This window comes from Brakhagea slesvicensis (genome assembly GCF_052161625.1).
GTDB lineage: Bacteria > Planctomycetota > Planctomycetia > Pirellulales > Pirellulaceae > JBKCUI01.
In genome coordinates this window covers 1508882-1534544 of record NZ_CP197412.1, presented here as the reverse complement: position 1 = coordinate 1534544, position 25663 = coordinate 1508882, and the positions used below count along the sequence as shown (strand labels likewise).

The window sequence follows — 25663 nt, the reverse complement described above, 5'->3', positions numbered from 1 at the left end:
GGTTGCATACAGTATACGGCATGGGAAATCGCGATCCTAGCGAGATTTAAGTTATCCGACGTCGCCAAGATTGGCTTGGTTCCCATGGCGACCGAGAACTAGTTTTTTCAGCTTTGCCAAATCGGGGGCATGGAGATCGGGATCGTTCGTGACGAGTTCTTGGGCGACTTTTCGGGCTGCGGAGAGGATTTCGCCATCGCGGCTGAGATCGGCGATGCGGAAAGCTGGGGCTCCGACTTGTTTGGTACCAAGTAAATCACCGGTTCCGCGGAGCCTGAGATCTTCCTCGGCGAGGCGAAATCCGTCGTCGATAGCGATCAAGCTTTGGAGGCGTTCGTTTTCGAGTGGTTCACATTTTTTGCTAGGAAAGAGGCAAACGTAGCCCGGAAACTGTCCCCGAGAGACCCGACCGCGCAGTTGGTGCAATTGAGCAAGTCCGAGTCGATCGGCGTCTAGGATGGCCATCAAGGTCGCGTTGGGGACGTCGATTCCGACCTCGACGACGGTAGTAGCGATCAGGACTTGTGTTTCACCGGATTGGAATCGATTTAGTTTTTGCTGTTTTTCCTCGCCATCCATCCGACCATGTAGTAGTTCGACATGGAAGTCGGCGAGTTCGTTTTCCGAGAGGTCCGCGAAGACTTGCTCAGCTCCCAACATTTCATTTTCTTCGTCTGACTCGACGCGAGGGATCACCACGTAGGCTTGTCGGCCGCTTTGAAGTTGTTTTCGAACGAAGTCCCACCAACGTGATTTCTGTTGCTCCTCCCCAAGGTAGGTGTGGACTCGAGCGCGGCCAGGGGGTTTTTCGCGCAGAATGGAGACGTCTAGATCCCCGAACAGGGTCATGGTGATACTGCGTGGAATGGGAGTGGCGGAGAGAACCAAGTAATGAGGTACAACTCGGCCTTCTCTCAGTGCAGCGCGTTGTTCGACGCCGAACTTGTGTTGTTCATCAATCACGACCAATCCCAACGAGTGAAATTGAACATGCTGGCTCAGCAATGCTTGCGTACCGACCACGATATCGACGGTTCCGATCGCAATGCGTTGTTGAAGTTCATGTTGCTCACGAGTACCGAGCGATCCCACTAGCAGTTCCACCATGACTTGGCTACCAGCAAGTTGTTTTTGTAGCTTTTCGAAGTGCTGTCGAGCCAGAAGCTCGGTCGGGGCCATGAGGGCGGTTTGGTGCTTATTCGCGACGGTGGCGAGCATGGCGTAATGTGCGATAACCGTTTTTCCGCTTCCGACATCACCTTGTACCAATCGATTCATGGGAATGGTTCGTTCGATATCAGCGCGGACTTCTTCCATAACCCGCAGTTGATCTCCCGTGGGTTTAAACGGGATTCGTTTCAAGATACGTGCGTGGAGTTGAGGAGTGATCGGCAGGGATGGGGCTCCGTTTTCGAGTTGAAGCTTGTAACGGCGCATTGCGATAGCAAGTTGGTAGACCAGAAGCTCTTGGAAGATAAGTCGCAATCGAGCTTGGTCAGCTTCCTCGAGAGTTACTGGCAGATGTAGGCGTCGCAGGGTTTCCGCAATGCCGAGCAATGGTTCGGAGTGTTGTTCGAATAGGTCCCTCTTGTCGGCGAAGAGCAAGCCAGCGGCAAGAGATCGAATACGATCCGGCAGTGCTTCTTCGACAAAGGGTAATAGGTCCTCGAGAGTGGCTTCGACTGCGGCGGCGATATGTTTTTGCGAGAGACCTTCGGTGAGGGGGTAAATGGCCGTGGGGCGTGGGGCAGGTAGATTAGTGCGATCGCCGAGGACGAGAAACTCCGGATGCCTCATTTCAAATGAGATACCGGTTGATTTCGGGACACCGGTTGCGACGAGCGTCATACCACGATGAAAATGATCCCGCCGGAACATTTGGTTGTACCAAACACAGCGAACGTATCCACCTCCTTCGACAGCCAAAAGGACTCCAAGGGTGGAGCGTCCATCAAAACCGAATCGTTGATCCAAATCGACGATTTGGCCAACGACCGTAGCTCGAACCCCTGGAACAAGTTCGGCAATGCTTTGATAGGGGGCGATGTCTTGGTAAGTCCTCGGGAAGAGAAAGAGGAGATCCAGCGGTTTGCGGATGCCCAGCTTATGGAAAAGTTCAAGACGTAGAGGACCGATCCCCGGAACGAACTGTAACGGAGTTTGGGGATCCAGCTTCTTTCGATCGGCAGAGGCGTTCGCCTCCTTGGTCGTGGGTGCGTGGCTCGATTCATCCGGTCGCGGCGAGTGGAATTCGCCTAGATGTGACTGAAAGCCGGACACTTTGCGACCACCTCTTCAAAAACCGTAGTTGTCAGTTTGCGTTTCCCTTGGATAATGGCGACTTAAGTTTTTTGCTTCAAAGGAGTGATACGCGTCGTGATCGTAGCAGCATCCACCGGTTGTTTTCCAGAGATTCCAATTCCCGAAGTGATCGAGGTTCTATCGGATCTCGAATTCACCGCAGTCGAAATCGTGATGGACGATGCGGGCAAGCAGATGCCACCGGCGCGCATTGCCGACGAGTTCGACGAGTGCCTCCGTTTGGTACGTGATACGCATCGACTGGATATTTGCAGTTATAACGTCCGAATTCTCGCTGAAGGAGAAGAGCATTATCGTCGATTCGAAAAAATCTGCGATTTGGCGAAAGCGACGAAGGTGGTCACGTTGACGATTCCGAGTGGCGAGCATGGAACGCCGTTCAATCAGGAGGTGGAGCATCTCCAACGCATGGTGCGGATCGCCGAAGACCGAGGAGCACGCGTTTCGATCAAAACACAGATGGGTTGTTTGAGCGAAGATCCGGATACGGTGAAGAACCTTTGCGACTATGTCCCTGGTGTGGGCGTAACGTTAGACCCAAGCCACATTTTGTGCAGCAACAATCGAAACAAAAACTACGAGAAGTTACTGAAGTACGTTTACCATACCCATCTTCGCGATTCCAAAAAGGACAAGCTTCAAGTGCGAGTGGGCCAAGGGGAGATCGAGTATGGCCGACTGATCACGCAGCTTCAGACTGTCGGTTATGATCGGGCCCTGTGCGTAGAGATGACGCCGAGCGATGAGATGGACATGCGGCAGGAGTTACGCAAGCTTAGGTTGTTGCTTGACAGCCTTTTGTAACGGAAGGTTTTGCCATGGAGGGTGACTCGGGTCGTTGGCAGTCGGTGCGAGAGCAGGTCGAAATGCACCCCGATTGGGTCTACTTGAATACAGGGACCTCGGGGCTTATTCCGAAGATTTCGCACGCTTTAGCGATCGAGTTGCGTACCCATCTTCACCGCAACCCCACCGATTACGTTTGGCGATCGCATGGCGAGGAACTTTGGAGGAATCGGACTCGCTTGGCGGAGCATCTCGGAACATCGCCCGATCGGCTAGTGTTGTTCAATAACATCACGCAGGCAGTCAATACATTCTGTCTTTCGCTGTCCCTGCCGGCCGGCTCGGAGATCCTGATATCGGATCAAGAGTATGGTGCTCTGGTATGGGCCTGGGAGAGAGCCGCGAAGAGAAATGGCTGGACCATCAAAACATTCCGGTTGCCGATCGAATCTGAAGAGCCTGGCGACTACGTAAGAGCATGCGCTGCGGCGTTCACCGACCGAACTCGTCTGCTTTACGTCAGTCACATTCTCTACACCACCGGGCATGTTTTGCCGATGGAGGAGATTTTGAAACATGCAAAGCAACGCGAGGTGATTACCTTTGTCGATGGCGCCCACGCTCCTGGAATGATTCCACTCTCGCTCGAGAGTCTGCAAGCCGATTTCTATGCAGCGAATTTGCACAAATGGGCGATGGTTCCAGTTGGTGCAGCGTTTCTTTATTGCCGTGGCGGAATGGAGGAGTCATTAGCACCATGGCAGGTGAGTTGGGGGCATTACGATACACGTGAGACCTCGACTCCGCACTCGCCAAATGGAATGGGATCGACACCTTGGATCCGAGGATTTGAGCTGGAAGGAACACGCGATTGCACTCCTTGGCTGTTGCTTGAACATGGGTTCAACTTGCTTGAAGAATTCGGATACGATGCTATCCAGCAACGGCACTTTGAATTATCCCAGTTTGTTCGCGAGTGCACCATTCGCGTGCCGGGTATGGAAGTGGTCACACCGGAAGATCGACAGCTTCGTGGTGGATTAACAACTTTGCGAACCGCTTTCACCTTGGATGCCGCCAAGGTGCGTGAGCGTCTTTGGTTGGAATATCAGATTGAAATAAATCGCATTTTGCATCCAACCGGCGACTATCTTCGCATATCGACGCACATCTACAATACTTTCGAAGAGATCGAGTTGTTCGCTCGTGCCTTAAGGCGAATTCTCGCTGGGGCGACTTAGTCAGGTCGCTATTTCGATCAGAACCAAGATCGGGCAAAGGCAACAATCTGGTACAGCAACATTGCAACCAGAGCGATACTCCCCACTAAACCAAAAAGTGCAATGCTTAAGGGAGAGAAGTAGAGTCCGTTTCGGTAAGGGGTATACCTGAGAAAACGCCAAGCAAAAGCCAAGCACACGTAGGCTAGATAAAGCGTGAAGGTTGAGAAGAAGAGGATCCCCAATTCTTGGAGAGAGAACGATTCTGTTTTCAGGGCGTCGATCAGAGTAAAGGCTGCGAACCCAAAGAGGCCACCAAATATCGATCCGCAGAGAGCCATGAGGATAGAAATCGGTAACCTTCTGCCAAGTGAGTTTTTATCGCTTTGCCCCACTCTCTCGAACTGAGCAAAGGAAGGCTCGTATGGATTCACGGGCGTGGCTCTCTTTTCGCCGCTCGGTAGAGCTTGATCCGCACTCATTCGGTTACCCGCGGTTTACTTCATGACTTTATCCTGGCTAAGCCTCGTCGACTGATCCGTTTATACCCGTTCGTTCTCCCGCCTGCCACCACTACGCACCCGTGCGTGTCCATGGCCGCCAGCGTCATAAGTATCCCCACCCAAAAACTGAACAAAAACTGGGGAACAAAAACTGGGGACACTCACCAGGGGTGGGGGTGGCCCCCCGGAGGAGGGGGGTGGGGGCGGGTTTTGAGGGGCGCGTGGGGGATTGGAGGCCGAAGAGGGGCGAAAGACGGGTTTTGGGGCCGTTTCTGGTCAGGCGGCGCGCAGCGAGAACCCTCGTGCGGGGGGAGGTCCGCACGGAATGCCAAGAAGAAGGGGGATTGGGGGATGCTGATTTCGGTCAACGTCGACGGCACGCGGCAAATTGCGTCGCTGGAAGCGTCGACAACCCGCCTGCGGACTGAATGACCTGCCGCTAGGTACGACCTTGGTATTGCGGACAGTAATACTGCCGCTTCGTAACGAGCGTCCTGGCTTCCTTCATGCTACGCACTCCGCCGGCCGCTAAAGAGAACATCCGGCTGAACTGGGTCGTGTAATCGATCCAGCGCGCTGGATCCATGTTCAACCTCTCTAACACCGGGGGTACCTCCTCCGGTGTGAAGCCTTTCTTCCCTTCCTTGATGATCCGGGCGGTTGCATCCAACAGCTGGATGTAGCTCATCGAAGATAGGGGAACCACTCCCTTGTCACTGCACCGCTTCTGCGTCTTGCTCGGCTTGCTCCCCGCACTCCCTTTCTCATCCACCAGCTCGATCGGCGCTAAGTACGCGTCGGGCAACCGACGCTGCCACAAGACTGGATCTTCGCCTGACGAGCTGGATTGCTGGGACCCTCCCTCCTGCAAAGCCTCCGGTGGCTGAACCTCTGTTCCTAGCACTTGCGTGAGCGCGGCGATCCGCTTGGCTACCGACGTGTGCTGGGAGCCCTCCAGCGTCTTGGTAACCTGGGCTCGGATGGGATTCAAATCGACATAGCTCATGCAGCCTAATATGGCCTCGTCATCGAGCAACCTCATCGACTTGAACCGGCCATTGAAGAACCGGCCGGTCTCTTGGAGCTCCATATTGGCTCGCTTGGCCACTCGCTGGCAAAGGATGCGCATCCACCACGAGATATCGCTGAGCCGAAGCCGGATCTCTTTGACCTTCTCTGGCTTGGTGCGGATGGCGTCAAGCTCCTTCTGGTTCGGCTCCGCCGGACTCTTGTCTTTGTTCTTTCTCTTGGGACACATCAACATCCAGCGCCTGGCGACTTCGGTGTCGTCCCACTCTTGGACTATGTCGGGGCGGGAGCGCAAGACCGAGTGGAAGTGATTGCTCATGATGGCATGACCTAAGACGTCGATGCCAAAGTACTGGGCCTGTTCCTCGATTTGCTTGGTAATCCAGAGACAGCGATGGCTGTAGTCTTTGCGGGTCAGAGCATCATCGCCTAGCAAGTAGTACTTGCGAACAATGGTGGCGATGGTGTGGACGGTCGCGACTTCGTCGGGACGGTAGATATCGGCGCGGGCGGTGCGCATGATCTGAATTCCTTGGGCGAAAGGGAAAACATCGGCAAAACAAGGGGCGATTCATTCGGATTGCCGTGCACGATCCTGTGCGAGCGATCTATTGGAGCGTCTCGAGATCCCACCTACAAGAGTGGGGAAGAGGTGCCAGCAGGAAATTTTTCGGAACCAAAAACTGGGGACACTCACCAGGAGGTACGAGGAGGTTGATCAGGGAGCGTCTATCCCATTGGCGTGGATTTTTAGATGAGTTGCTTTGTGGAAGCGAGGGGGGAGGCAAAGTTGAAAGACTTGTGCTTCCTTTAAGCTTGGCCGGCTGCTTTATGGGGTTCAAATGTAGTGCGAGCCGCATGTTCTGCTTGCTTGATAGCTTGCACGGCTGAATCGTATAGCGCGCGCTGGGCCCGAAATTTGGCTTGTGAACCTTCCACTTCGATCCGTTCGTATCTTCCATCCTCGTTTAATCGCCACGAGTTTTGATTGTCGCGGAAATAGGTGTCGAGGATCTCCATCAATCGATGCTTGGACACTGTATCCTCAACCGGGACTAGCAACTCGACGCGTCGATCGAATGAACGAGGCATCCAGTCCGCACTGCTAATAAATACTGCGTCATCGCCACCGTGATAAAAGTACAGGACACGTGCGTGCTCAAGGAAGCGATCAACGATGCTTACGACGGAAATGTTCTCACTCAATCCCGGCACTCCCGGTCTGAGGCAACATGTTCCGCGAACATTCAGTCGAATCACAACTCCCGCTTGGCTAGCTTCATATAATGCTGCGATGATCTCTGGATCCACCAAAGAATTCATCTTTGCAGCTATGTACGCTTTATGGCCGTTCTTTCTGTTCTGCGTTTCAACCTGAATCAACGATAAAAGCTTCTTTCTAAGGCCGAGCGGGGCAGAATCGAGCTTGTCGTAAGGCTGCGGTTGGCTGTACCCCGTGATGGCGTTGATAAAGGAGCTAGCGTCGCGGCCAAGCGATTCATTGCAGGTGAAGTAGCTTATATCGCTGTAAATGCGTGAAGTCACTTCGTTGTAGTTGCCTGTTCCAAAGTGAACGTAGCGAACAATACCGGATGCTTCTCTTCGGACGACAATACAGACCTTCGCGTGTGTTTTCAAACCGCGTACGCCATAAACGACTTGTACACCTGACTTCTCAAGCTCCCTGGCCCATTCAATATTCCGTTGCTCGTCAAAACGGGCCTTGAGCTCAACGATCGCGGTTACGTACTTACCTCGCTCCGCCGCTGATTTCAGGGCCGCAACGATAGGACTCTTTCGACTCGTCCGGTAAAGAACTTGTTTGATCGCCAGGACATCCGGGTCTTTGGACGCTTCTTCGATGAAGCGCACGACGGGTTCAAAACTTTCATAAGGATGGCAGAGCAATACATCGCGTTCCGCAATGGTTTCAAACATGCTCTGAGACGGATCGATTATCGGAGATCGTTGCGGTACCCACGCCGTGTTCTTCAACGCAGGAAAACCTTCTATGTCCGCTACATACATCATGCTTGATAGATCGAGCGGTCCAGGAATACGGAACACATCTTGCGCCTTTAGCCGCAATCTCGCGGTGAGAAACTCGACCGTGGCGTCCGATGCTTTCGATTCGATTTCGATGCGCACGAATCCAGCGGACCTTCGGGAATGGAGCACCTCCTCCATTCCATGCATCAAATCCGAAGCGCTATCTTCTCGCACCGATACATCGGCATTTCGTGTTACCCGAAACGCAACACATTCCTCAACCCGTTTGCCCGGGTAGTACTCTTCGATGAAATGAGACGCAATATCTTCGAGCAACGCGTACGAGTAGCCTTTATCGCTGGGAAGCGTGATAAATCGCGAAAGGGCTTTTCCAACGGGCACGATGGCGAATCGATGGGGCTTCTCCGAATCGCCGCTTGCCATCCGAACACACAGGTGCATCCCCAGGTTTGCAAGAATAGGAAAGGGCCCGTCCGGGTCGATGTCCATGGGCGAAATGACGGGATAAGCTTCTTCGCGGAAGAATCGGACGAGCGTTTCGCGATGTCGGGCCGATGCCTTTGCTGCAGGGACGCGTTCCAGTCCTTCGGCGGTCAGCGTGGGCTCGATCTGTGTTAGAAAGCAGTTGTATTGGTCGCGAATGATGGCGTGAACGCGTTCATCGATCTGCTCGAGCTGCTGAGATACCGTGAGTCCGCTTGGATCGCTCGTCTCGACTCCCTGGGACTGTTGAAGTTGCAACCCTCCCACTCGCACCATGAAGAACTCGTCCATGTTGCTGGCAGTGATCGCGAGAAACTTCAATCGCTCTAAAACAGGAACTTTTGAATAGAGGGCTTGTTCCAAGACCCGCTGATTGAATTCGAGCCAACTGAGCTCTCGGTTGATGAAATGGGATTTATTGGGTTTCATAGGAGGCAGCCGGGAATTGCTTTTCCATTCCGGTTGAGAGTCAACCGATTCCATTTCATGCGCAAAAACCCGAGGTTTGCACCTCGGGTTTTGCTTGATAAATCTTTCGTAAATCGATACTTTCCAGGAGGGAAATGTTCGACTAACGCTTCGAGAACTGAACGCCTCGGCGAGCACCGCGAAGGCCGTACTTCTTACGTTCCTTCATACGGGAATCGCGAGTGAGGAATCCGTCGTCCCGCAGAGCGTTGAAATTCTCTTCACTGAGACCAACCAGGGCCCGGGCAAGACCCATGCGGAGCGCACCCGCTTGACTGATGACACCACCGCCGGAGACGCGGGCGAAAATGTCTACCTTGTCGCGATGTGCTACGTGATCCAATGTCTCAATGACCAAACGACGTTCGCCGTCATTCGGAAAATACTCTTCAAACGGACGATCGTTGACGGTGATCTTTCCTGTTCCTGGGCGAATGCGTACGCGAGCGACTGCCGTTTTGCGTCGACCTGTACCGAGGCAATCCCCGCTCACTTTATCTTTTTTTGCGGTTAACATCCGTTTGTCTTTCGGAATCGCTTGATGTTGTTGTCGAAATCTTTAGTTGGCTCTCAGGTCTGTTGACTCTAAGGCTTCTTTGCCGAGCATCTACCAAGGCTCTTAGTGCCTCGGAGAACTGTTTCGCAATTTACCGCCTGCCACTCCTCTTCGTCTAGGTCTTTTTGACGAAGGGGGCGGGAATCGGCTCTTGGGCTTGGTGGGGGTGTTCCGGGCCAGCGTACACCTTCAGTTTCGCCAACATATGGCGACCAAGGTTGTTCTTTGGAAGCATTCGCTTTACGGCGAACTTGACCAAATCTGTTGGCTTTCGTTCGAGTCGCTCTGCGTAGCTTTCCATCTTTTGGCGGTTGTACCCGTTGTACCAAGCGTAGTGACGTACGTTGAGCTTGTTGCCCGACATAACGACCTTTTCCGCATTGACGACAACGACGTATTCACCGGTGTCGACGTGCGGTGTGTATTCTGGACGGTGCTTACCCATCAGCACGGTGGCAATCTCGCTCGCCAGTCGCCCAAGAACACAGTCGGTCGCATCGACGATGTACCACTTTTGCTCCACGGAGTGAGGCTTTGCGACGTAGGTTTTAGGTTGTGCTACCATTTCAAAACTCGGAGGGAAAACGGCCCCTGAACCATGCGGTTCGTCACTAATCCCCTCGAAACGCTGAAAATGCCGGGAATTAAGGTGCGAGAGTATATCGGCCGCTCAAAGGGATCACAAGTGCTTTTGATGCTCGAATTCTCCGGTATTTCGCAGGCTCGCACGTTCCAGGTGCCGAACTTAGTTCCTGCGGGTTAGGTGTACCGGAGTTCAGATTTCGCAGGTATAACGGTCACGCAGGGTTTAATCAAGTTTTCCGATTTTGTCCTTTTGGATGGTTCTCGACATCCGAGGGATTTTTTTCGGAAAACATTTTGTGGTTCATAGGGGTCAACACGTGTTGGATTTGAAAGGGCTTTTTGCTCCCCACCCGTTGCCGACTGGCAACATCATCGAAGCGCTTCGTTATTGGGCTAACGTTGCGCCCAACAAAGTTGCCTTCTACTACACGGACGGGGAGACCGATAGCGACCAATCTCTCACTTATGCCGAGCTCGATCACGCTGCGCGCGCCGTGGCGGTTCGAATTCTGGAGAATCACAAACCGGGCGAACGAGGCTTGCTTCTCTACCCTCCCACCATGGAGTTTGTTATTGGGTTTTTCGGGTGCCTTTATGCCGGTTGCGTCGCGGTGCCGGCATACCCTCCTCGAAGAAGCCGGAAGGGCGCGCGCATTCAAGGAATTGCGCAGGACTGCCGTGCGCAGTTCGCACTGACAACCAGCGATACGGTTGCTCAAATCTTGAAAGATGAGGGGATGAAGGCCGAAACCGAATCGATGCGACTGCTCGGTACGGATTCGGTCGACCGCTCTATCGCGATCCAGTACCAAGAGCTCCCGGTCGACCCGCGATCACTGGCTGTACTCCAATACACCTCCGGTTCAACAGGTCAGCCGAAAGGAGTCATGCTCACCCACGATAATCTGCTCAAGAATTGTGAGATGATTGCGCAGTTATTTCAAAACAACCACGAGAAACGGGGTGTCAGCTGGCTTCCCATGTACCACGACATGGGGTTGGTCGGAGGAGTCTTGTCGCCGGTCTATATGTCGGCAACCATGACGCTGATGAGTCCGATGTCCTTCATGCAGCGACCGATTCGATGGCTGAAGACGATTAGTAAATACAAAGCCACAACCAGCGGTGGCCCCAACTTCGCGTACCAACTTTGCTTGGATAAAGTCACCGAGGAAGAGCTTGCTGAGCTTGACCTTTCGAGCTGGGAGGTTGCATTCAATGGCGCGGAACCGGTCCGCGCCACCACGCTGGAGATGTTCACTCGTAAATTCTCGAAATGCGGATTCTCACACCGGTCTCATTTCCCCTGCTATGGCATGGCGGAAACAACCTTGATCGTAACAGGTGGTCCCTTCCAACATCCTCCGGTTATCCGCGCGTTCGACAGCCGCAAGCTCGATGCCAGGATCGTCACCCCTGTGGATTCGAATGCCGCGGAGGCTCGCGGGATGGTGGGCTGCGGCCGCGCGACGGAGAACGAAAAGGTCTTGATCGTCGATTCCGAAACCAAAAAGCCGCTGGGGGATGAGTTGATCGGTGAGATCTGGGTTCAAAGTCCCAGCGTCGGAAGGGGCTATTGGGAGAAAGACGAGCTATCCAAAGAGACCTTCCAAGCGTTCACATCGGACGGGCAAGGTCCATTTTTGCGAACAGGGGATTTGGGGTTCTGGAGCGAAAACCAACTCTACGTGGCTGGCCGCGTGAAGGACTTGATCATCGTCCGCGGCGTCAATCGATACCCGCAGGACATCGAGGAAACGGTCGAGCAATGCCACGAATCGATATCGTCGTCGGCGGCAGCGGCGTTTGCTGACGATTCGGGTCCTCGAGAACGATTGATCATCGCGGTTGAAGTGCAGCGTTCCCTCGAAGCGGACTGGGGCCCGGTTGTGCAGTCGATTCGAAGGGCGGTGACACAGATTCACGAGCTCCCTCCTGACGCCGTCGTCCTCGTGCGTCACGGCTCGCTCCCTCGCACCTCGTCAGGCAAGATCCAGCGGCACGCCTGTCTTCGCGGATTCCGCGAAAACAGCTTCCGGGTGATTCACCAATGGCTTTCGTGGGAAGAAGAACTCCCAGGGCAATCGCCGATGATTGCTGCGGCGACGGTCGATGAGCTGAAGTCTGGATTCCAACGCAATACCGGAACCAAGAAGACGCGCGACCCCGATCCGGCTGTAGTGGAATTGGTGCGTCGCGCGGTCAAGTCGGTTGCGCAAGAACGGGCGAAGCTCCTCGATTTGGACACCAACGTTATCGTCGATTTGGGGCTGGATAGTCTCGAGCGCCTTCAAATCGCGCATACGCTAGAAAACGCTGTGGGCGGACGGTTCCCGGAAGAAGTTCTCCAAGAGATCGAAACAGTTCGAGAAATCGCGGAGGCTATCGAACAACACTTTGGGAAGGATCGTATCCGAGAAGACTTGGTCGTATCGGAATCAGACCAGCCCGCACAACGAGAAGTTGCCCCTGAGGATTATCGCTTTGAGCTCATGCCGGAGTACCGTCGACTCAAGCAGATGATGTCGCAGTTTGACATGACCGGCATCCCGAACCCATATTTCTCGGTTCACGAAGGGTTGACGCGCGATACAACTACGGTGGCAGGGAGGCAGTTGATCAGCTTTGCGAGTTACAATTATCTCGGTATGAGCGGCGATCCAACGGTCACTGAAGCGGTGATCGATTCGGTTCAAAAGTACGGGACCAGTGTGTCGGCATCTCGATTGGTGAGCGGCGAGAAAGATATTCACCGCATGCTTGAGCAGAGCATTGCACGTTGGGTGGGAGTTGAAGACTCCGTGGTCTTCGTTGGCGGCCACTCGACCAACGAGACGGTGATCGGGCATCTAACCGGTCCCAATGACCTGATTTTGCATGATGCCCTATCTCACAATAGCATCGTTCAAGGGGCCATTCTTTCGGGCAGTCGTCGCAGAGCGTTTTCGCACAACAGCCACGAAGCGTTGGATGAGGCGCTGACCGAGCTCCGAACTCGCTATCGCCGCGTGTTGGTGATTGTCGAGGGTGTCTACAGCATGGATGGAGATTACCCGGAACTTCCTGCATTCATCGAGGTCTGCAAAAAGCACAAGTGCTGGTTGATGGTCGACGAAGCGCACTCCATCGGGACGATGGGGGCTCATGGCAAAGGGATCGCTGAGCATTTCGGCATCGATCCCACCGATGTTGATATTTGGATGGGTACCCTCAGCAAATCATTCGGTTCGTGTGGTGGCTACATTGCAGGAAAGAAAGAGTTGGTCGAGTATCTCAAATACACCACACCGGGATTCGTCTTCAGTGTGGGGCTTTCGCCCGCCAACACCGCTGCTGCAATCGCATCGTTGAAGGTTTTGGAGCGTGAACCCAATCGAGTTGCCCGATTACACGAGGCGTCCGCATTGTTCTTGAATGAAGCTCGCAAGCATGGCTTGAACACCGGAAAGAGCGCGAACACCCCGGTTATTCCGGTCATCACCGGAAACTCCTTACACGCGTTGCTCCTGTCGCGTCGCATGAATGAATCCGGGGTGAATGTCCAGCCAATTTTGTATCCAGCGGTAGAAGAATCTGCGGCACGGCTCCGATTCTTTATCAACTCCACGCATACAAACCAGCAGATACTCTATGCGGTCGACAAATGCGCTGAGCACTTCAAAGCGATTGCTCCCGAGCATTTCCGGGCGCCGCTTGCGGTAGAGAACTGAGCGACGCATGACCGTACCTTGGGATCGAACGATCTTTCGACCGGAGCTGATTGCGTCCAATGCGTTTGTCGCCCCCAACGCAACCTTGCTCGGCGAAGTATTGGTGGGAAATGAGGCTTGTGTCCTGTTCGGCGCCGTGCTGCGAGGGGACTGCGAGCCTATTTCCATCGGCGACGAGAGCAACATTCAAGATCATTGTTGCCTCCATGCGGATCCCGGATTTCCGTGCGTTGTCGGGAGGCGTGTTACGGTGGGGCATGGGGCGATCATTCACGGTGCGACTGTCGAAGACGAGTGTTTGATCGGCATTCGAGCGATATTGCTCAACGGCTCCGTGATCGGCACCGGATCCATCATCGCTGCAGGAGCACTGATCCCGGAGGGGAAGATTATCCCCCCGCATTCTTTGGTGATGGGGATGCCTGGAAAGGTAGTACGCCAGGTAGGGCCTGATGACCGAGTCTTGATCGAGCGAGGTTGGCAGCACTATGTCGAAACAGCCAATGCCTATCGAACGTCCCTGGCTTCTGGAAAAACAAGTCGATGAACCTACGTCGTGAGCAGAGTTCCAAACCGGTCGAGTTGCAGCCGGGCGATCAAGAGATGGAGATGGGGGTTCCTATTCCAGGGATCATCCAACCGAAAGAGCGGTGGACGCAAACGGGGATCAAGAAGTTGCCTGAAGTGGGCCCGCTCGCGATAGGCTCCATCTTTGGACGCGAAGCACCCGTCGCAGTGGACATCGGCTGCGGAAATGGCCGTTTCGCAATCGGTTCAGCGCTGGCGAGGCCAGGTTGGGACCATCTGGCCATTGATTTGCTTCCGGCGGTGATTCGCTATGCGACGCGTCGCGGCAATCAACGCGGATTGAGCAATGTCCGTTTTTTGGTCTGCGACGGATGGCGATTTCTGGATCAGTTTCTGAGCGACGAATCCGTCGACGAATTTCACATCTATCACCCGCAGCCGTATTCGGATCCCGATCAAGCGGAGCGTCGACTACTTTCTCCTTCCTTCTTCCGGTTGTTGATCGAGCGATTGAAACCGGATGGCAAGCTCTTTTTGCAGACAGACCGCCGTCCTTATTGGGATTACATGGTGGCCTGCGCAAGTCAGCTGATGGACTGGAAAGAAATGCCCGACGGATGGGGTGACGAGCCCCTCATCCGTTCCCGTCGGGAGATGATCTCTGCGGATCAGCAGTTACCTGTATTCCGAGGCGTTGGAACTCGCCGCACATCGCTTTCGCACGACCAAGTCGCAGCCATAGCGAGTGGTTTGCCTTTGCCCAACTTTGCGGTGACTGCGTCGGAGGATCCGTCCGGTAGATTTTCGCGTCATCGATCCCGATTTCGTCCGAAGCGAGGCAAGCCCAGACGGGGGCCTCGATAGCAAAAACGACCTTGCCGGGGTTCCCAACAACGTCGTTTCGGTTTTTGGAATCCTTCGAAGTGATCGAAGGGGTTATTTGATTTCAACTGGAATGTCGTTCGCACCTTCTTTGACATTCACTTTGATGTCGGAACTCGACTCGCTCCAGTACTTATCCGGAACGGCCTTGTCCATTTGCATCGGGAGCGGAGCCGCAGTCGCATCCTCGGGTGCGATCGACTTCGGAGCGAAATAGACCGTGTACTGACCTACCGGAATCGGATCGGAGAGCTGATAGTTTCCTTGGTCATCCAGATCCCCGCTAGCGCCATGTCCGGTCTCCAAGCTGACAAACATAACGGCCGCTTTGTTGTAAGGTTTCCCTTTGACCGTAGCGGTTCCTTTGACGGTTCCGACTGGGTTGGGGTTCGAACATCCAACGGCACTCAGCCCCAAAAAAAACAGAGCGATCAAGGTAAATAGGCGATTCATATCGTACTTTCAATCGAATGTGGAATGGTGAATGGTTTCAGGTGCAGTTTATTGTTCAATCGATGTGACTTCACCGTCCAGTCGGCAGCAAAGTCTTTTAAGCGTGAGGAAGTCGATGGAATTGGGAATGAAGTGTACGGAACCGTCTGCCAATCCCACTTCAATGCCTCCGGTGTGCATGGAGTTAATGACGGTATTGTTTCGATACATGGCTTCGGTAGCACCTGTTTGAACAATATTGGAGTTCGGTGCGAAGCGAACGCAGGTGGTGCCGGTTTGCCAGAGATCGCCGCATCCTTGATTGATACGACGAGGGTGGCGGGATCCGAACCATCCGCCGTAGTAGTTCGAGGTTCGATTCACGCGATTGACAAGTCCCGATTGGTCGGAGACGAAGATGACGTTCGATGTTCCGTCGGTGATGCTCGACATTTTGGTCGTACCGTTGGGGAACAGGACACCATTCTCACATGACCAACCGTGCCCACAATCGAAGGTTCCTACGTTTGGGTCCCCCCCTGGGACAGGGCGCGCGGCGCCTTGGATTCCCACGTAGCTGATGTTCATCGCACGGCCGTCATTGTTGGAGACTGGCGCGATGTGAAAAGGCTCGAAGGCCGTCGAGGGGCAGCGATACGTGGGGATGAGCAAATTGATCAGTACCTGATTGCCCGAATAGGCGTTGGCACCAGCAGCCCCACCCGACATGAAGTTCGACGTGAAGGTGAACGAAAGTTGGTTGTAAACGTTGCCTTGCTCAATGAACGGCAACAGCAAGGCACGCCAGTTGGATCCGTTGGCGGGCCATGCCTCGCGTAAGTTGAAGGAACCATAGGGGAAAGAGCGGTGCGTATCGTGGTAATTGTGCATCGCCAAACCGATTTGTTTCACATTGTTGGAACAACTCATTCGGCGTGCCGCTTCCCGCGCAGCTTGTACAGCGGGAAGTAGCAGTCCAACTAGAATTCCAATGATGGCGATGACAACCAACAATTCAACAAGCGTAAAGCCTCTACGTTTGAAGACCATGACATACCCTCGCGTTAGAAAGAATGAATGAATCAGTCGGTCAGAATGGTGATATTGCCGTCGAGTGAGAGTCCGTCGGCGTCTTGATCCCATTTGGTAGGAGAGTTCGGTCGATCCTAGCGATATGCTGCGCAAAATTCAACAATAAGTTTTTACACGCATGGAAGTAGGATTCACCATTCCCTATCGCATTGACACTCAGAGTCACCTATGTAGCCTCTGTGATAGCGGGAGGGGCGAATTGACATCCCTTAGAATTTTCAGAAGTCCAAGCAAACGAGCGCCAACAACAGTTCACATTGCAAGTAGTCTCACCGGTGTTTGATGTCGGAATATCGAGGTCAGCGAGGTACTGCAAAGTCAGAGTTTTTGCCGACCAGTGAGTGCATCTGCAAGAATCTCTTTGTTGGTAAACTCGAGGACGCTGCCGGTCGTGACTCCACGAGCGAGTCGGGTTAGGCGAACCGGGTACTCGGCAAGTTGATTCGAGATGAACAGTGCTGTTCCGTCTCCTTCCACATTGGGATTAGTCGCCATGATGACTTCGGTGTAGTTACCTGTTCGGACGCGATCAACGAGAGCTTCGATCGTCAAATGATCCGGGCCGATACCATCCAGGGGCGCGATCCGCCCCAAAAGAACATGATAATGGCCTTGGAAGACCCCTGACTGTTCCAGTGCGATCAAGTCTCGCGGTTGCTCGACGATACAGAGAATGGATGCATCTCGGCGAGTGTCGGTACAGATGGTGCACAAGTCTCCTTCTGCCAAGTTGAAGCAGACTGAGCAATACCGAACGTTCTCCCGAACGCTCCGGATTGCATCGGAGAGTGCGAAGGCTTCCGACTCATGAACTCGCAGCAAGTGGTAGGCGAGACGTTCTGCTGTTTTTCTACCGATTCCTGGTAATTTGCTCAGTTGATCAATCAATTCCGTGACCGACTGCGAAATCTCCGTCATTGCCTCGTATCCTGCACTCGTGTGGCGACCCTAAAAAGTGCTCCTTGGTCCTTCCGAGGAGCGATGCTAACATACCAAACGAGAGTGAAATCGCGAGCCGATCCCATTTTGAACCGCTTCAAGAAAGCACCCCAAGGCGATGAGTGTGTTGTTGCAAATCCGTCAAGCGTCCAAGCGTTATGGTGATCAAATCCTGCTTGATAACGCCGAATGCACGATCACAAGCGACACCAAGGTGGGTTTTGTCGGTCGAAACGGGGCGGGAAAATCGACATTGCTAAGGTGTCTGCTGGGAGATGAGGAGTTGGATTCGGGGCAGATCGTCAAGCATCCGAAGCTGCGGATCGGGTACCTCCGCCAGCACGATCCCTTTCTGCCCGGTGAGACATCGCTGCAGTTCTTGATGCGGGACAGCGGTCAACCCGATTGGAAGTGTGGCGAAGTGGCTGGCCAATTCGAGCTCAAGGGGCGATATCTCGAAGGGCCAGTGGGAGAGTTGTCTGGAGGTTGGCAAACGCGGGTCAAGCTGGCGGCTCTGTTATTGCACGAACCGAATTTGCTGCTTCTGGACGAGCCTACGAACTTCCTCGATTTGCGTACGCAGATTCTGCTGGAGCATTTTTTGAAGGACTTTCGAGAAGCTTGTTTGATCGTCTCCCACGATCGAGCGTTTCTCGGGGCGACTTGCGATTCAACGCTCGATTTGTCGCTTGGGAAGTTGACGATGTACCCTGGCAAGATCGAGGAGTTTCTCGTCTATCAGCAAGAGCGGATGGAGCACGACCAGCGCGTGAATGCGGCTACGGAAAGCAAACGGAAGCAATTGCAAGAGTTCGTCGATAAGAATCGCGCACGGGCCAGCACCGCGACCCGGGCAAAGTCGAAGAGCAAGATGCTGGACAAGCTGGAGTTTATCGAGATCCAGTCCGCGCAGGCCAAGGCGGTGATCCGCGCCCCGCAAGTGGAGACCAGGCGAGGTCCTGCCGTTCGATGTATCGGGCTGAGCATCGGCTATGAAGGCAAGGCGGTGGCCAAAGATATCAATATCGAGATAGAGCACGGCTCGCGTTCTGCGATTGTTGGGGACAATGGCCAAGGAAAAACGACCTTGCTCCGCACGATTGTTCGGTCTCTTGAACCGGTCGTAGGGGACGTGCGATGGGGGCACGGTTGCAACATCGGTACCTATGCACAGCATGTTTACACGAGTCTCCCCGAGAAAAAAACCGTCCTGGAATACTTGGAATACGAAGCCATCCCCGGGACAAAAGCCCAGACGATTTTGGACACGGCAGGCGCGATGCTCTTCCGGGGCGAAGCGATTAACAAAAAGGTGTCCGTCCTCAGCGGAGGAGAGCGAGCCCGACTCTGCATGGCGGCAATTTTACTAGGAAACTACAACATCCTGGTCCTCGACGAGCCCGGTAACCACTTGGACGTTGAAACAGTCGATGCTCTTGCTAATGCTTTGCTGGATTTCAAAGGTACCGTGATTTTCACCTCGCACGATCGTCACTTTATGAATCGCATTGCCACGAGCATTATCGAGGTAAAAGACGGGACGGTCGTGAACTACCACGGCAATTACGAATCCTATCTCTACATGGTCAACCAGGAGATCGACGACGCCGAATTTGCGAGAACGGGTCGACGGAGTTCGCCCACCGCTCCAGTTAAATCCAAGGAGTCCGACAAGGAGCGAGGTCAGAACAAAAAGAAGCACCCGAGCGATGGGGGATCCCAAGACGAGCGGCTTGTAAGGAAAGAGATCGCCGGCTTAGAAAAGTCGATTGCCAAGCTCGATGGGCAGCGCAAGACGCTGCATGAGCAATTGATGAGTGCAACCGACCCGAAGGAGGCGATGAGGCTGCATGAGGAGCTGGAAACGGTCAGCACCGAGTTGGAGATGGCCGAAATGCGTTGGGCGGAGCTGCAGGAACAAGTCGAAGCGAACTAACCCCCAATCGGAGCCTGGTCTCCTGGCCCTTCTTAAGGTGCCCGTTTTCGAAGCTTCCGCTGCAGGGATCGGCGGTGGATCCCAAGGCGTCTGGCTGCTTCTGAGATGTTTTGGTCGCAATCCGCGAGCACGCGATGGATGTGTTCCCATTCGGCCTGAGCCAACGTCGGGACTGGTATTTCCTCGTTTGATTCCGTGGCCTCCACCTCCGAACCTCCTCGCTTGAAAGCGCTGAGAATATCGTCGGCGTCGGCTGGTTTTGGCAGGAAGTTTGCGGCCCCTAGTTTGATAGCATCGATCGCGGTAGCAATGCTCCCAAACCCAGAAAGTATAAGGACTTGGACCTCGGGTTTGATGGCCTTGAGGTCAGCGATGACCGTCAAGCCAGTACGCCCGGGCATCCGAAGATCGACGACGGCCAAATCCGTGGGATTGCGGCGAAAGACCTCGACTCCTTCGTCGCAGTTACCCGCCACTTCGACCCGGAATCCACGTTCTTGGAACGCTTCTGCCAAGCGGTCACGAAGAACGTAGCTGTCGTCGACCAGCAAGATGCTTTGGGAAGAATTCTCTTTGCTATCCATCAGGTTTTTCCTGCAAAACGCTGCGTGTTTCCTTCAGTAAGGCCAATCATTTCAGTCCCCAATCCTAGCACAAAAAAAGCTACCATTCCGGCAGGTTCGGAGTGTCTTGAAGGGGGATGGGCATTCCAAAACGTCGGATTTTGGAAAGTGCTTCCCTGGGGGGCGTTCGCGATCAGGCGGAATCCGCGAGTGAAGCTGGTCCGGTTGAAACGATTACACCGGAGCTACCAAAAATAGGAATTCCGAGGAACTTTGAGGGGAAAACCCGCATCGTACACCAGGTTCGTTTTGTTGACACGCATAGTCGTCCAACTACGATGGAAATTCGCTTGTATTGGCAGACATCCCGAATTGGTGGGATGAAGTCCCTCGCTAGATCCAAGTAAACCGCGTTTCTTTTCCAACCGTTTATCACCTTGGGGATCTCATGTTGAGTCCACGTAAGTTCGCTGCCGGTAAGAAGTTCCTTCAACGATGGCAGAAAGCCAAGAAGCGTCAAGCTAAACGAGGAATCCAGCTTGAGTCTCTCGAAAAGCGGGAACTGATGGCTGCCGATTTTTCTCCTGGTGTCGAGTCGGCGCTAGCGACGATGCGTATCGCGGACCCTGCCATTCGAGTCCAAATCGGAAACATGCTCACTGCCCGGTATGGCGGTGGCAGCTCGACCTCGTCGGGCACAGGGGGGCTTTCCGGGGAAAGCGGCGCGCCCTTTAGTACCAGCGAAGCGGAGCCGAACTCGGTCCGCTCCCAAGCCAACTTTTTGCCGTTCGGGATTGGCCCTGGCAAGAGCTCGGTGGTGAATGTCAACGGTCAGATGAACAACATCTGGGACGAAGACTACTTTGCCTTCGATCTCAAGAAAGGGGACATCATCGACATCCGGGCCAACGCGATCGGAATCGTCCAGCCCGGACTGACCTTGTTCAACTCCGCAGGCCGCGAGTTGCTTCACAGCAAACAGCCCTTTTACCCGCCAGCCGTAGGGCGACCGATTCCCGATAAGTCGCCGCGGTTCACCACGGGTGGTTCCACGCTAACTTATGTCATCGACACCGATGGTCGTTACTTCTTGAGCATTAATGATGCGAGCTTGTCCTACTCCATCAATATGCGTGCCTACCGCCCAACGATTGAGCAAGAGCCGATCGGCACCAAGCAAAAGTTGTTTGTGGATTTCGATGGTGCGTTCCTTCGTTCGGACGTCGTTGGATTGAATCCAACCGCGGCTCCGTCGACGGTTCGTATCCCAGGGCTCGCACAAGCCCTTCCGCAGTTGGGGCTTACCGATGCGGACGAGCCAGCTCTGATCCGCAACATCATGAGTCGGGTCGAGCAAAAGCTTCGATTGCAGCTTGCGCAAGATAGTTTGAACGGATGGTATGCCCAAACCGGCAACCCCGGTGACTTCGACATCGAAATTCTGAACAGCCTGGAGCATCCAGACGTTTGGGGACAACCGAACGTGGCCCGCATGATCGTCGGTGGTAATGCCCCTCAGTTCGGGTTCCCCGCCGGTTTGTATGGGATTGCAGAGTGGGTCGACATCGGCAACTTCAATCGCGAGGACACCGCGGTCACATTCTTGGATGCCGCAATTTTTGAGGCCCAAACGACACCGCGAGCAGGAAACGTTCCGCTCGCTGATTCCTTTGCACAGAGCATCGCCGACACGATTGTTCACGAAATGGGGCACTTGCTCGGTGTTGCCCACACCAGTTTCACCAACAATGTGATCACGATCATGGATGGCTTCTTGATCGATCAGATCGGTCAAGATGGTTTGTTCGGAACGCCGGACGACCAGTTGCTGACCTTCAAAAACGACGAGTACGAACTGGGCGAAACGACCGCAGGTGGCGGTGTCAACAACACAGCGCAAGTCGTGGCTTGGGCGGCGGCGACGGGCAAGGTTGGGTCGACCATCTCCGGTCTCGTTTACAACGATATCAATCGCAACGCTCGCCAAGACGCTGGGGAAGCGGGTATTGGCGGCTGGGAGGTCTACGTCGATCTCAACAACAACGGCACCCGTGAGCTGGGTGAGCCACGCGCCACTACGGCTGCGAATGGCGGATACACCTTATTCGTTGCTCCAGGCGCTTACAACGTTCGCGTTACTCGACCAGCAGGTTGGGTGGCCTCGACCAACGCTGAGGTTGTGAAGTCCGTAACGGTAACCACTGCAGGAGCGACCGCGAACTTCGGTTCCTCGCTTCCATCCAATCTGGCGACAGGTTACAAATGGTTGGATATCAACGGCGACGGCATCAAGGATTCGAATGAACCGGGTCTGGCTGGCGTCTACATCTATTTGGATCTGGATGGGGACGACCGTCCAGACGTAGGGGAACCTGCGGCCATTACCAAGACGGATGGATCGTACTCCCTCACGCCTCCATCGGCGGGTGTCTTTACGATCCGAGAAGTGGTCGATGCCGGCTACCGACAAACGTTCCCTGCATCCGGTGAACACATTGTTAACTTTGATGGCATCACCCCGTTGCGTGGGTTTGACTTCGGCAATACCGAATCGGCCGATTGGGGGGATGCCCCCTCGCCCTATCCAACAACTCGTGCGCAGAACGGAGCTTACCATGGTCAGCTCAGTGGTCTACGTTTGGGAGTGAACTGGGACGCAGAACAAGACGGGCAACCTTCTACCACCGCGACCGGTGACGACGCCAACGGGATCTTGGACGATGAAGATGGAGTGAGCCTGCTCGCACCGATCGTTCGCGGCGACAATTCAAACATTCTCCAATTCAACGTCACCAACACGACCGGGAGCCCTGCCTATCTGCAAGGTTGGGTCGATTTCAATGGCGATGGTGATTGGAGCGATGCAGGTGAGCAAATCGTTACCAATCTGTTGGTTTCGGCGAGCGGATTGCAGAATGTAACTTTCTCGGCACCTGCCAACGCGGTGAATCGAACCTACGCTCGGTTTCGACTTTCGCAAACGCAGAACATTGGACCCGCCGGACGAGCAGGTACGGGCGAAGTCGAAGATTATGTATTCGACATCGTTAACGGTCCCCGAACCCTTCTTCAGCCCGACTCGGCTACCGTAGCTCGCAATAGCCAAAGCAACGTGATCGATGTGATCGCCAACGACTTCGCACTTCCTGGTGAAAGCTGGAGAGTTACAGGTGTAAGCTCTGGGTCCCGAGGCGGTCGCGTGACGATCGACACGGTTAACAATCGCGTACTCTATACTCCCGCGCTGAGCTTCATTGGTGTCGACGAGTTCACTTACACGGCTGTGACCGCCACAGGTCGCTCCGAGACGGCTCGAGTAACGGTGAATGTTGTTGCACAGTTCTTGGATCCCGTCGCGGTCGATGATTCGTTCGACGTACCGACCAACTCGATTGGCTTCCCCCTCAACGTTCTCGCGAACGATGTCGAAGGTGCTGGTGGAGCGCTGGTCGTTACCAATGTAACGAGTCCAGACAAAGGTGGCTCGGTCACGATCGGGTCGGGCGGACAAAGTATTCGCTACACTCCTCGCCGCGATTTTGGTGGAACGGAAACGTTCTCCTACACCGCGACCGATGCGACGGGCAAGTCCACAACTGCCAAGATTACCGTTCACACCATCGCAGGTGACCGTGCAGACGACTTGGTTGAATTCAGTTTCGGCTTCTACAATTTGGCTGGCGAGCCGATCACCGAGATTCGTCAAGGCGAGCAGTTCATCACTCGCGTTTTTGTCGATGATCTAAGGCCGGAGCGTGGAGCTGCCCAAGTCCCTCCGCAATTCGTAACGGATCCCGGCGTTTATGCTGCTTATCTGGACATCCTTTACAGTTCCGGTTTGGTTGCTCCAGCGTCCCCAACTTCGAATAACGGGTTGGACTTTGAAACCGCGTTCTTCCCACCCTATCAATCGGGGCGCGACGGTTCGGCCGCCATCCCTGGCATTATCGATGAGTTCGGTGCATTCGCTGGTTCCGTCCCTTCGATGAACTTCCCGAATCGCGTTCCATTGGCCAACATTGTTTTCACCGCAACCAATCCTGGACTGGCTGAATTTGTCGGCGATCCTGCCGACCGATCGCCTCAAAGCGATGTTGTCTTCTACAACACGACACGATCCGGGGTTCCGATCGAGGAAATTCGGTACGGTCGATCGACCCTCGAAGTCGTTCCAAGCGGAGTGAACTTCCCTTATGCCAAGGACGATTCGCCGGCTCGATTGCCTGCGGGCCAGTCGTCGACCATCGATGTGTTGGCGAACGACATTCAAGGAACGCAGCCACCGATCCGAATCTCGTCCACCACGCAGCCTGCGGGAGGTCAAGTTCAGATCTCGGATAATGGAACTCCAACCATCTTCTCCGACGATCGGATTATCTACACTCCGAACACAAACTTCACGGGAACCGATTCGTTCAAGTACACGATCACCGATCAACGAGGATTCACCTCGACGGCAACGGTAACGGTTCAAGTGGGCACCGAGGCACAAGTCCAAGCAGATGACTTGGTCCAACTTCGACTTTCGATCACCGATTTGGCGGGTCAAGAGATTACGCAGGTCACAGCGGGGTCGAAGTTCCAACTGCGAGGATTCGTCCAAGACCTTCGCAACAATCCGGTTGCAGCAGGGGTTTTTGCCGCCTACCAAGACATCCTCTACAGCTCGAATTTGGTTTCGGTTGACACCCAAGCGAATGCACCGTTCTTCCAAATCAACTACGGTCCCGACTATGTCAATGCGACCTCCGGAGATGTTCGCATCGCCGGATTGATCAACGAAGTTGGTTCAGCCCAGACGAGCGGTGTACCGCTAGGGACTTCAGAACGGCTCCAGTTTGTCATCACGATGACCGCCAACGCGGCAGGTGTTGCTTCCTTTGTCGGAGATCCGGCTGATATCAAGCCCTTCAATGACACGCTGCTGTTCAACCCCACCACTCCACTGGCTACCAACCAAATTCGATACCTGTCGGATTCGTTGGTGATCGTAGGCAGTGGCGGAACAGGTGGAACGGGCGGAGGTGGCGGTGAAGGCTTCACCAATCTCCGAAACGCGTTCGACGTGAACGACGACGGATTCGTTTCCCCGATCGATGTGCTGATTCTCGTCAACTCGTTGAATGCTGGCGGTGGCGGTGCGTTGTCGAACAACACCAATCCTGGCGCGTCCGGAGAATCGACCGAGCGATATTATTTCGACGTGAACGCGGATACTTATCTCAGCCCTCTCGACGTTCTCGCGGTCATCAATGTGTTGAATTCTCGCTCGGCATCGGGCGGAGAAGGGGAAGGCTCTGGTAGCGTGCCATTGGTCGAAGCTAACGCACCGACCAATGATTTCGTGGAAGTTCCCTTCCAGTCCAACAAACTCCTTGATGTCGCCGTCGCGACCCTTTACGGTCCGATGATGGAAGAGGGTGAAGAAGACGAGGAAGAATTGTTGAGCTTGGCCGCCTATCTGGAGAACCAAGATTCCGATGAGGAAGACCTCTTCGATGGCCTAGCATCTGCTCTTAACGGTTGATGTTTTGAGCTCAGACTGACCTGATTTGTCAGAGACGCCATCTTGCCCCCAGGATGGCGTCTCTTTTTTTTTGTTAGACTGAGCGGTCCGAA

At 54.3% G+C, this 25663-nt stretch carries 17 protein-coding genes; 7 read left to right on the top strand and 10 right to left on the bottom strand.

Annotated features, from left to right (window positions below; genetic code table 11):
* Window positions 1-51: 51 nt before the first annotated feature.
* Window positions 52-2280, bottom strand: coding sequence for an ATP-dependent DNA helicase RecG (gene recG, locus SH467x_RS05960; protein WP_482370366.1), 2229 nt, complete (start codon window positions 2278-2280; stop codon window positions 52-54).
* Between the two features lie 96 nt (window positions 2281-2376).
* Here recG and SH467x_RS05955 point away from each other — a divergent pair, with 96 nt between their 5' ends.
* Both SH467x_RS05955 and SH467x_RS05950 read left to right on the top strand, forming a co-directional pair.
* Complete coding sequence (locus SH467x_RS05955; RefSeq protein WP_482370365.1) at window positions 2377-3126, top strand: sugar phosphate isomerase/epimerase family protein; 750 nt, start codon at window positions 2377-2379, stop codon at window positions 3124-3126.
* A 14-nt stretch (window positions 3127-3140) separates the two neighbouring features.
* Window positions 3141-4349, top strand: a complete 1209-nt coding sequence (locus tag SH467x_RS05950; RefSeq protein WP_482370364.1) for an aminotransferase class V-fold PLP-dependent enzyme — start codon at window positions 3141-3143, stop codon at window positions 4347-4349.
* Between the two features lie 17 nt (window positions 4350-4366).
* Here SH467x_RS05950 and SH467x_RS05945 read toward each other — a convergent pair whose 3' ends face one another.
* The 5 genes from SH467x_RS05945 to rplM all read right to left on the bottom strand — a co-directional run bounded on the left by SH467x_RS05945 (window position 4367) and on the right by rplM (window position 9942).
* Window positions 4367-4810 (bottom strand): hypothetical protein, encoded by a 444-nt coding sequence (locus SH467x_RS05945; RefSeq protein ID WP_482370363.1) that lies wholly within the window; start codon window positions 4808-4810, stop codon window positions 4367-4369.
* 460 nt (window positions 4811-5270) lie between these two features.
* On the bottom strand, window positions 5271-6380 hold the full coding sequence (locus SH467x_RS05940; RefSeq protein WP_482370362.1) for a transposase: 1110 nt from the start codon (window positions 6378-6380) through the stop codon (window positions 5271-5273).
* 290 nt (window positions 6381-6670) lie between these two features.
* Entirely contained in the window at window positions 6671-8782 is a 2112-nt protein-coding gene (ppk1, locus tag SH467x_RS05935) for a polyphosphate kinase 1 (RefSeq protein ID WP_482370361.1), read from the bottom strand.
* A gap of 142 nt (window positions 8783-8924) precedes the next feature.
* Window positions 8925-9338, bottom strand: coding sequence for a 30S ribosomal protein S9 (gene rpsI, locus SH467x_RS05930; RefSeq protein ID WP_482370360.1), 414 nt, complete (start codon window positions 9336-9338; stop codon window positions 8925-8927).
* 154 nt (window positions 9339-9492) lie between these two features.
* Entirely contained in the window at window positions 9493-9942 is a 450-nt protein-coding gene (gene rplM / locus SH467x_RS05925; RefSeq protein WP_482370359.1) for a 50S ribosomal protein L13, read from the bottom strand.
* Between the two features lie 337 nt (window positions 9943-10279).
* On the opposite strand from rplM, the gene SH467x_RS05920 reads away from it, so the two are divergent.
* From SH467x_RS05920 to trmB, 3 genes are read left to right on the top strand one after another with little or no spacing between them, the layout of a single operon-like run.
* Window positions 10280-13672, top strand: coding sequence for an aminotransferase class I/II-fold pyridoxal phosphate-dependent enzyme (locus tag SH467x_RS05920; RefSeq protein ID WP_482370358.1), 3393 nt, complete (start codon window positions 10280-10282; stop codon window positions 13670-13672).
* A 7-nt stretch (window positions 13673-13679) separates the two neighbouring features.
* Window positions 13680-14219, top strand: a complete 540-nt coding sequence (locus SH467x_RS05915; RefSeq protein ID WP_482370357.1) for a gamma carbonic anhydrase family protein — start codon at window positions 13680-13682, stop codon at window positions 14217-14219.
* A complete protein-coding gene (trmB, locus tag SH467x_RS05910) occupies window positions 14216-15064 on the top strand; it encodes a tRNA (guanine(46)-N(7))-methyltransferase TrmB (RefSeq protein ID WP_482370356.1) in 849 nt (282 codons plus the stop codon). Before SH467x_RS05915 ends, trmB begins: the two co-directional genes overlap by 4 nt.
* Window positions 15065-15136: 72 nt before the next feature.
* Here the strand turns inward: trmB and SH467x_RS05905 are convergent, their stop codons facing one another.
* From SH467x_RS05905 to recR, 3 genes are all read right to left on the bottom strand, one after another.
* Complete coding sequence (locus tag SH467x_RS05905) at window positions 15137-15535, bottom strand: carboxypeptidase regulatory-like domain-containing protein (protein ID WP_482370355.1); 399 nt, start codon at window positions 15533-15535, stop codon at window positions 15137-15139.
* A gap of 48 nt (window positions 15536-15583) precedes the next feature.
* A complete protein-coding gene (locus tag SH467x_RS05900) occupies window positions 15584-16564 on the bottom strand; it encodes a DUF1559 family PulG-like putative transporter (protein WP_482370354.1) in 981 nt (326 codons plus the stop codon).
* Window positions 16565-16924: 360 nt separating this feature from the next.
* Entirely contained in the window at window positions 16925-17524 is a 600-nt protein-coding gene (recR, locus tag SH467x_RS05895) for a recombination mediator RecR (RefSeq protein WP_482370353.1), read from the bottom strand.
* A gap of 139 nt (window positions 17525-17663) precedes the next feature.
* On the opposite strand from recR, the gene SH467x_RS05890 reads away from it, so the two are divergent.
* Window positions 17664-19481 carry an ABC-F family ATP-binding cassette domain-containing protein gene (locus tag SH467x_RS05890; protein WP_482370352.1) on the top strand — a complete coding sequence of 606 codons (1818 nt, stop codon included), beginning with the start codon at window positions 17664-17666 and terminating at the stop codon, window positions 19479-19481.
* 32 nt (window positions 19482-19513) lie between these two features.
* On the opposite strand, the gene SH467x_RS05885 is transcribed toward SH467x_RS05890, so the two are convergent.
* Window positions 19514-20065: a response regulator transcription factor gene (locus tag SH467x_RS05885; protein WP_482370351.1), complete on the bottom strand. Its 552-nt coding sequence runs from the start codon at window positions 20063-20065 to the stop codon at window positions 19514-19516.
* A 427-nt stretch (window positions 20066-20492) separates the two neighbouring features.
* Here SH467x_RS05885 and SH467x_RS05880 point away from each other — a divergent pair, with 427 nt between their 5' ends.
* On the top strand, window positions 20493-25571 hold the full coding sequence (locus SH467x_RS05880) for an Ig-like domain-containing protein (protein ID WP_482370350.1): 5079 nt from the start codon (window positions 20493-20495) through the stop codon (window positions 25569-25571).
* The last annotated feature ends 92 nt before the right edge of the window (window positions 25572-25663 follow it).

Bases quoted from the DNA above. Each gene is read 5' to 3' on its own strand.
- SH467x_RS05950 (WP_482370364.1), top strand. From the start codon at position 3,141: ATGGAGGGTGACTCGGGTCGTTGGCAGTCGGTGCGAGAGCAGGTCGAA.
- rplM (WP_482370359.1), bottom strand. From the start codon at position 9,942: ATGGTAGCACAACCTAAAACCTACGTCGCAAAGCCTCACTCCGTGGAG.
- SH467x_RS05945 (WP_482370363.1), bottom strand. From the start codon at position 4,810: ATGAGTGCGGATCAAGCTCTACCGAGCGGCGAAAAGAGAGCCACGCCC.
- SH467x_RS05905 (WP_482370355.1), bottom strand. From the start codon at position 15,535: ATGAATCGCCTATTTACCTTGATCGCTCTGTTTTTTTTGGGGCTGAGT.
- SH467x_RS05880 (WP_482370350.1), top strand. From the start codon at position 20,493: ATGTTGAGTCCACGTAAGTTCGCTGCCGGTAAGAAGTTCCTTCAACGA.
- ppk1 (WP_482370361.1), bottom strand. From the start codon at position 8,782: ATGAAACCCAATAAATCCCATTTCATCAACCGAGAGCTCAGTTGGCTC.
- recR (WP_482370353.1), bottom strand. From the start codon at position 17,524: ATGACGGAGATTTCGCAGTCGGTCACGGAATTGATTGATCAACTGAGC.
- SH467x_RS05900 (WP_482370354.1), bottom strand. From the start codon at position 16,564: ATGGTCTTCAAACGTAGAGGCTTTACGCTTGTTGAATTGTTGGTTGTC.
- trmB (WP_482370356.1), top strand. From the start codon at position 14,216: ATGAACCTACGTCGTGAGCAGAGTTCCAAACCGGTCGAGTTGCAGCCG.
- SH467x_RS05915 (WP_482370357.1), top strand. From the start codon at position 13,680: ATGACCGTACCTTGGGATCGAACGATCTTTCGACCGGAGCTGATTGCG.
- SH467x_RS05890 (WP_482370352.1), top strand. From the start codon at position 17,664: ATGAGTGTGTTGTTGCAAATCCGTCAAGCGTCCAAGCGTTATGGTGAT.
- rpsI (WP_482370360.1), bottom strand. From the start codon at position 9,338: ATGTTAACCGCAAAAAAAGATAAAGTGAGCGGGGATTGCCTCGGTACA.
- SH467x_RS05940 (WP_482370362.1), bottom strand. From the start codon at position 6,380: ATGCGCACCGCCCGCGCCGATATCTACCGTCCCGACGAAGTCGCGACC.
- SH467x_RS05885 (WP_482370351.1), bottom strand. From the start codon at position 20,065: ATGGATAGCAAAGAGAATTCTTCCCAAAGCATCTTGCTGGTCGACGAC.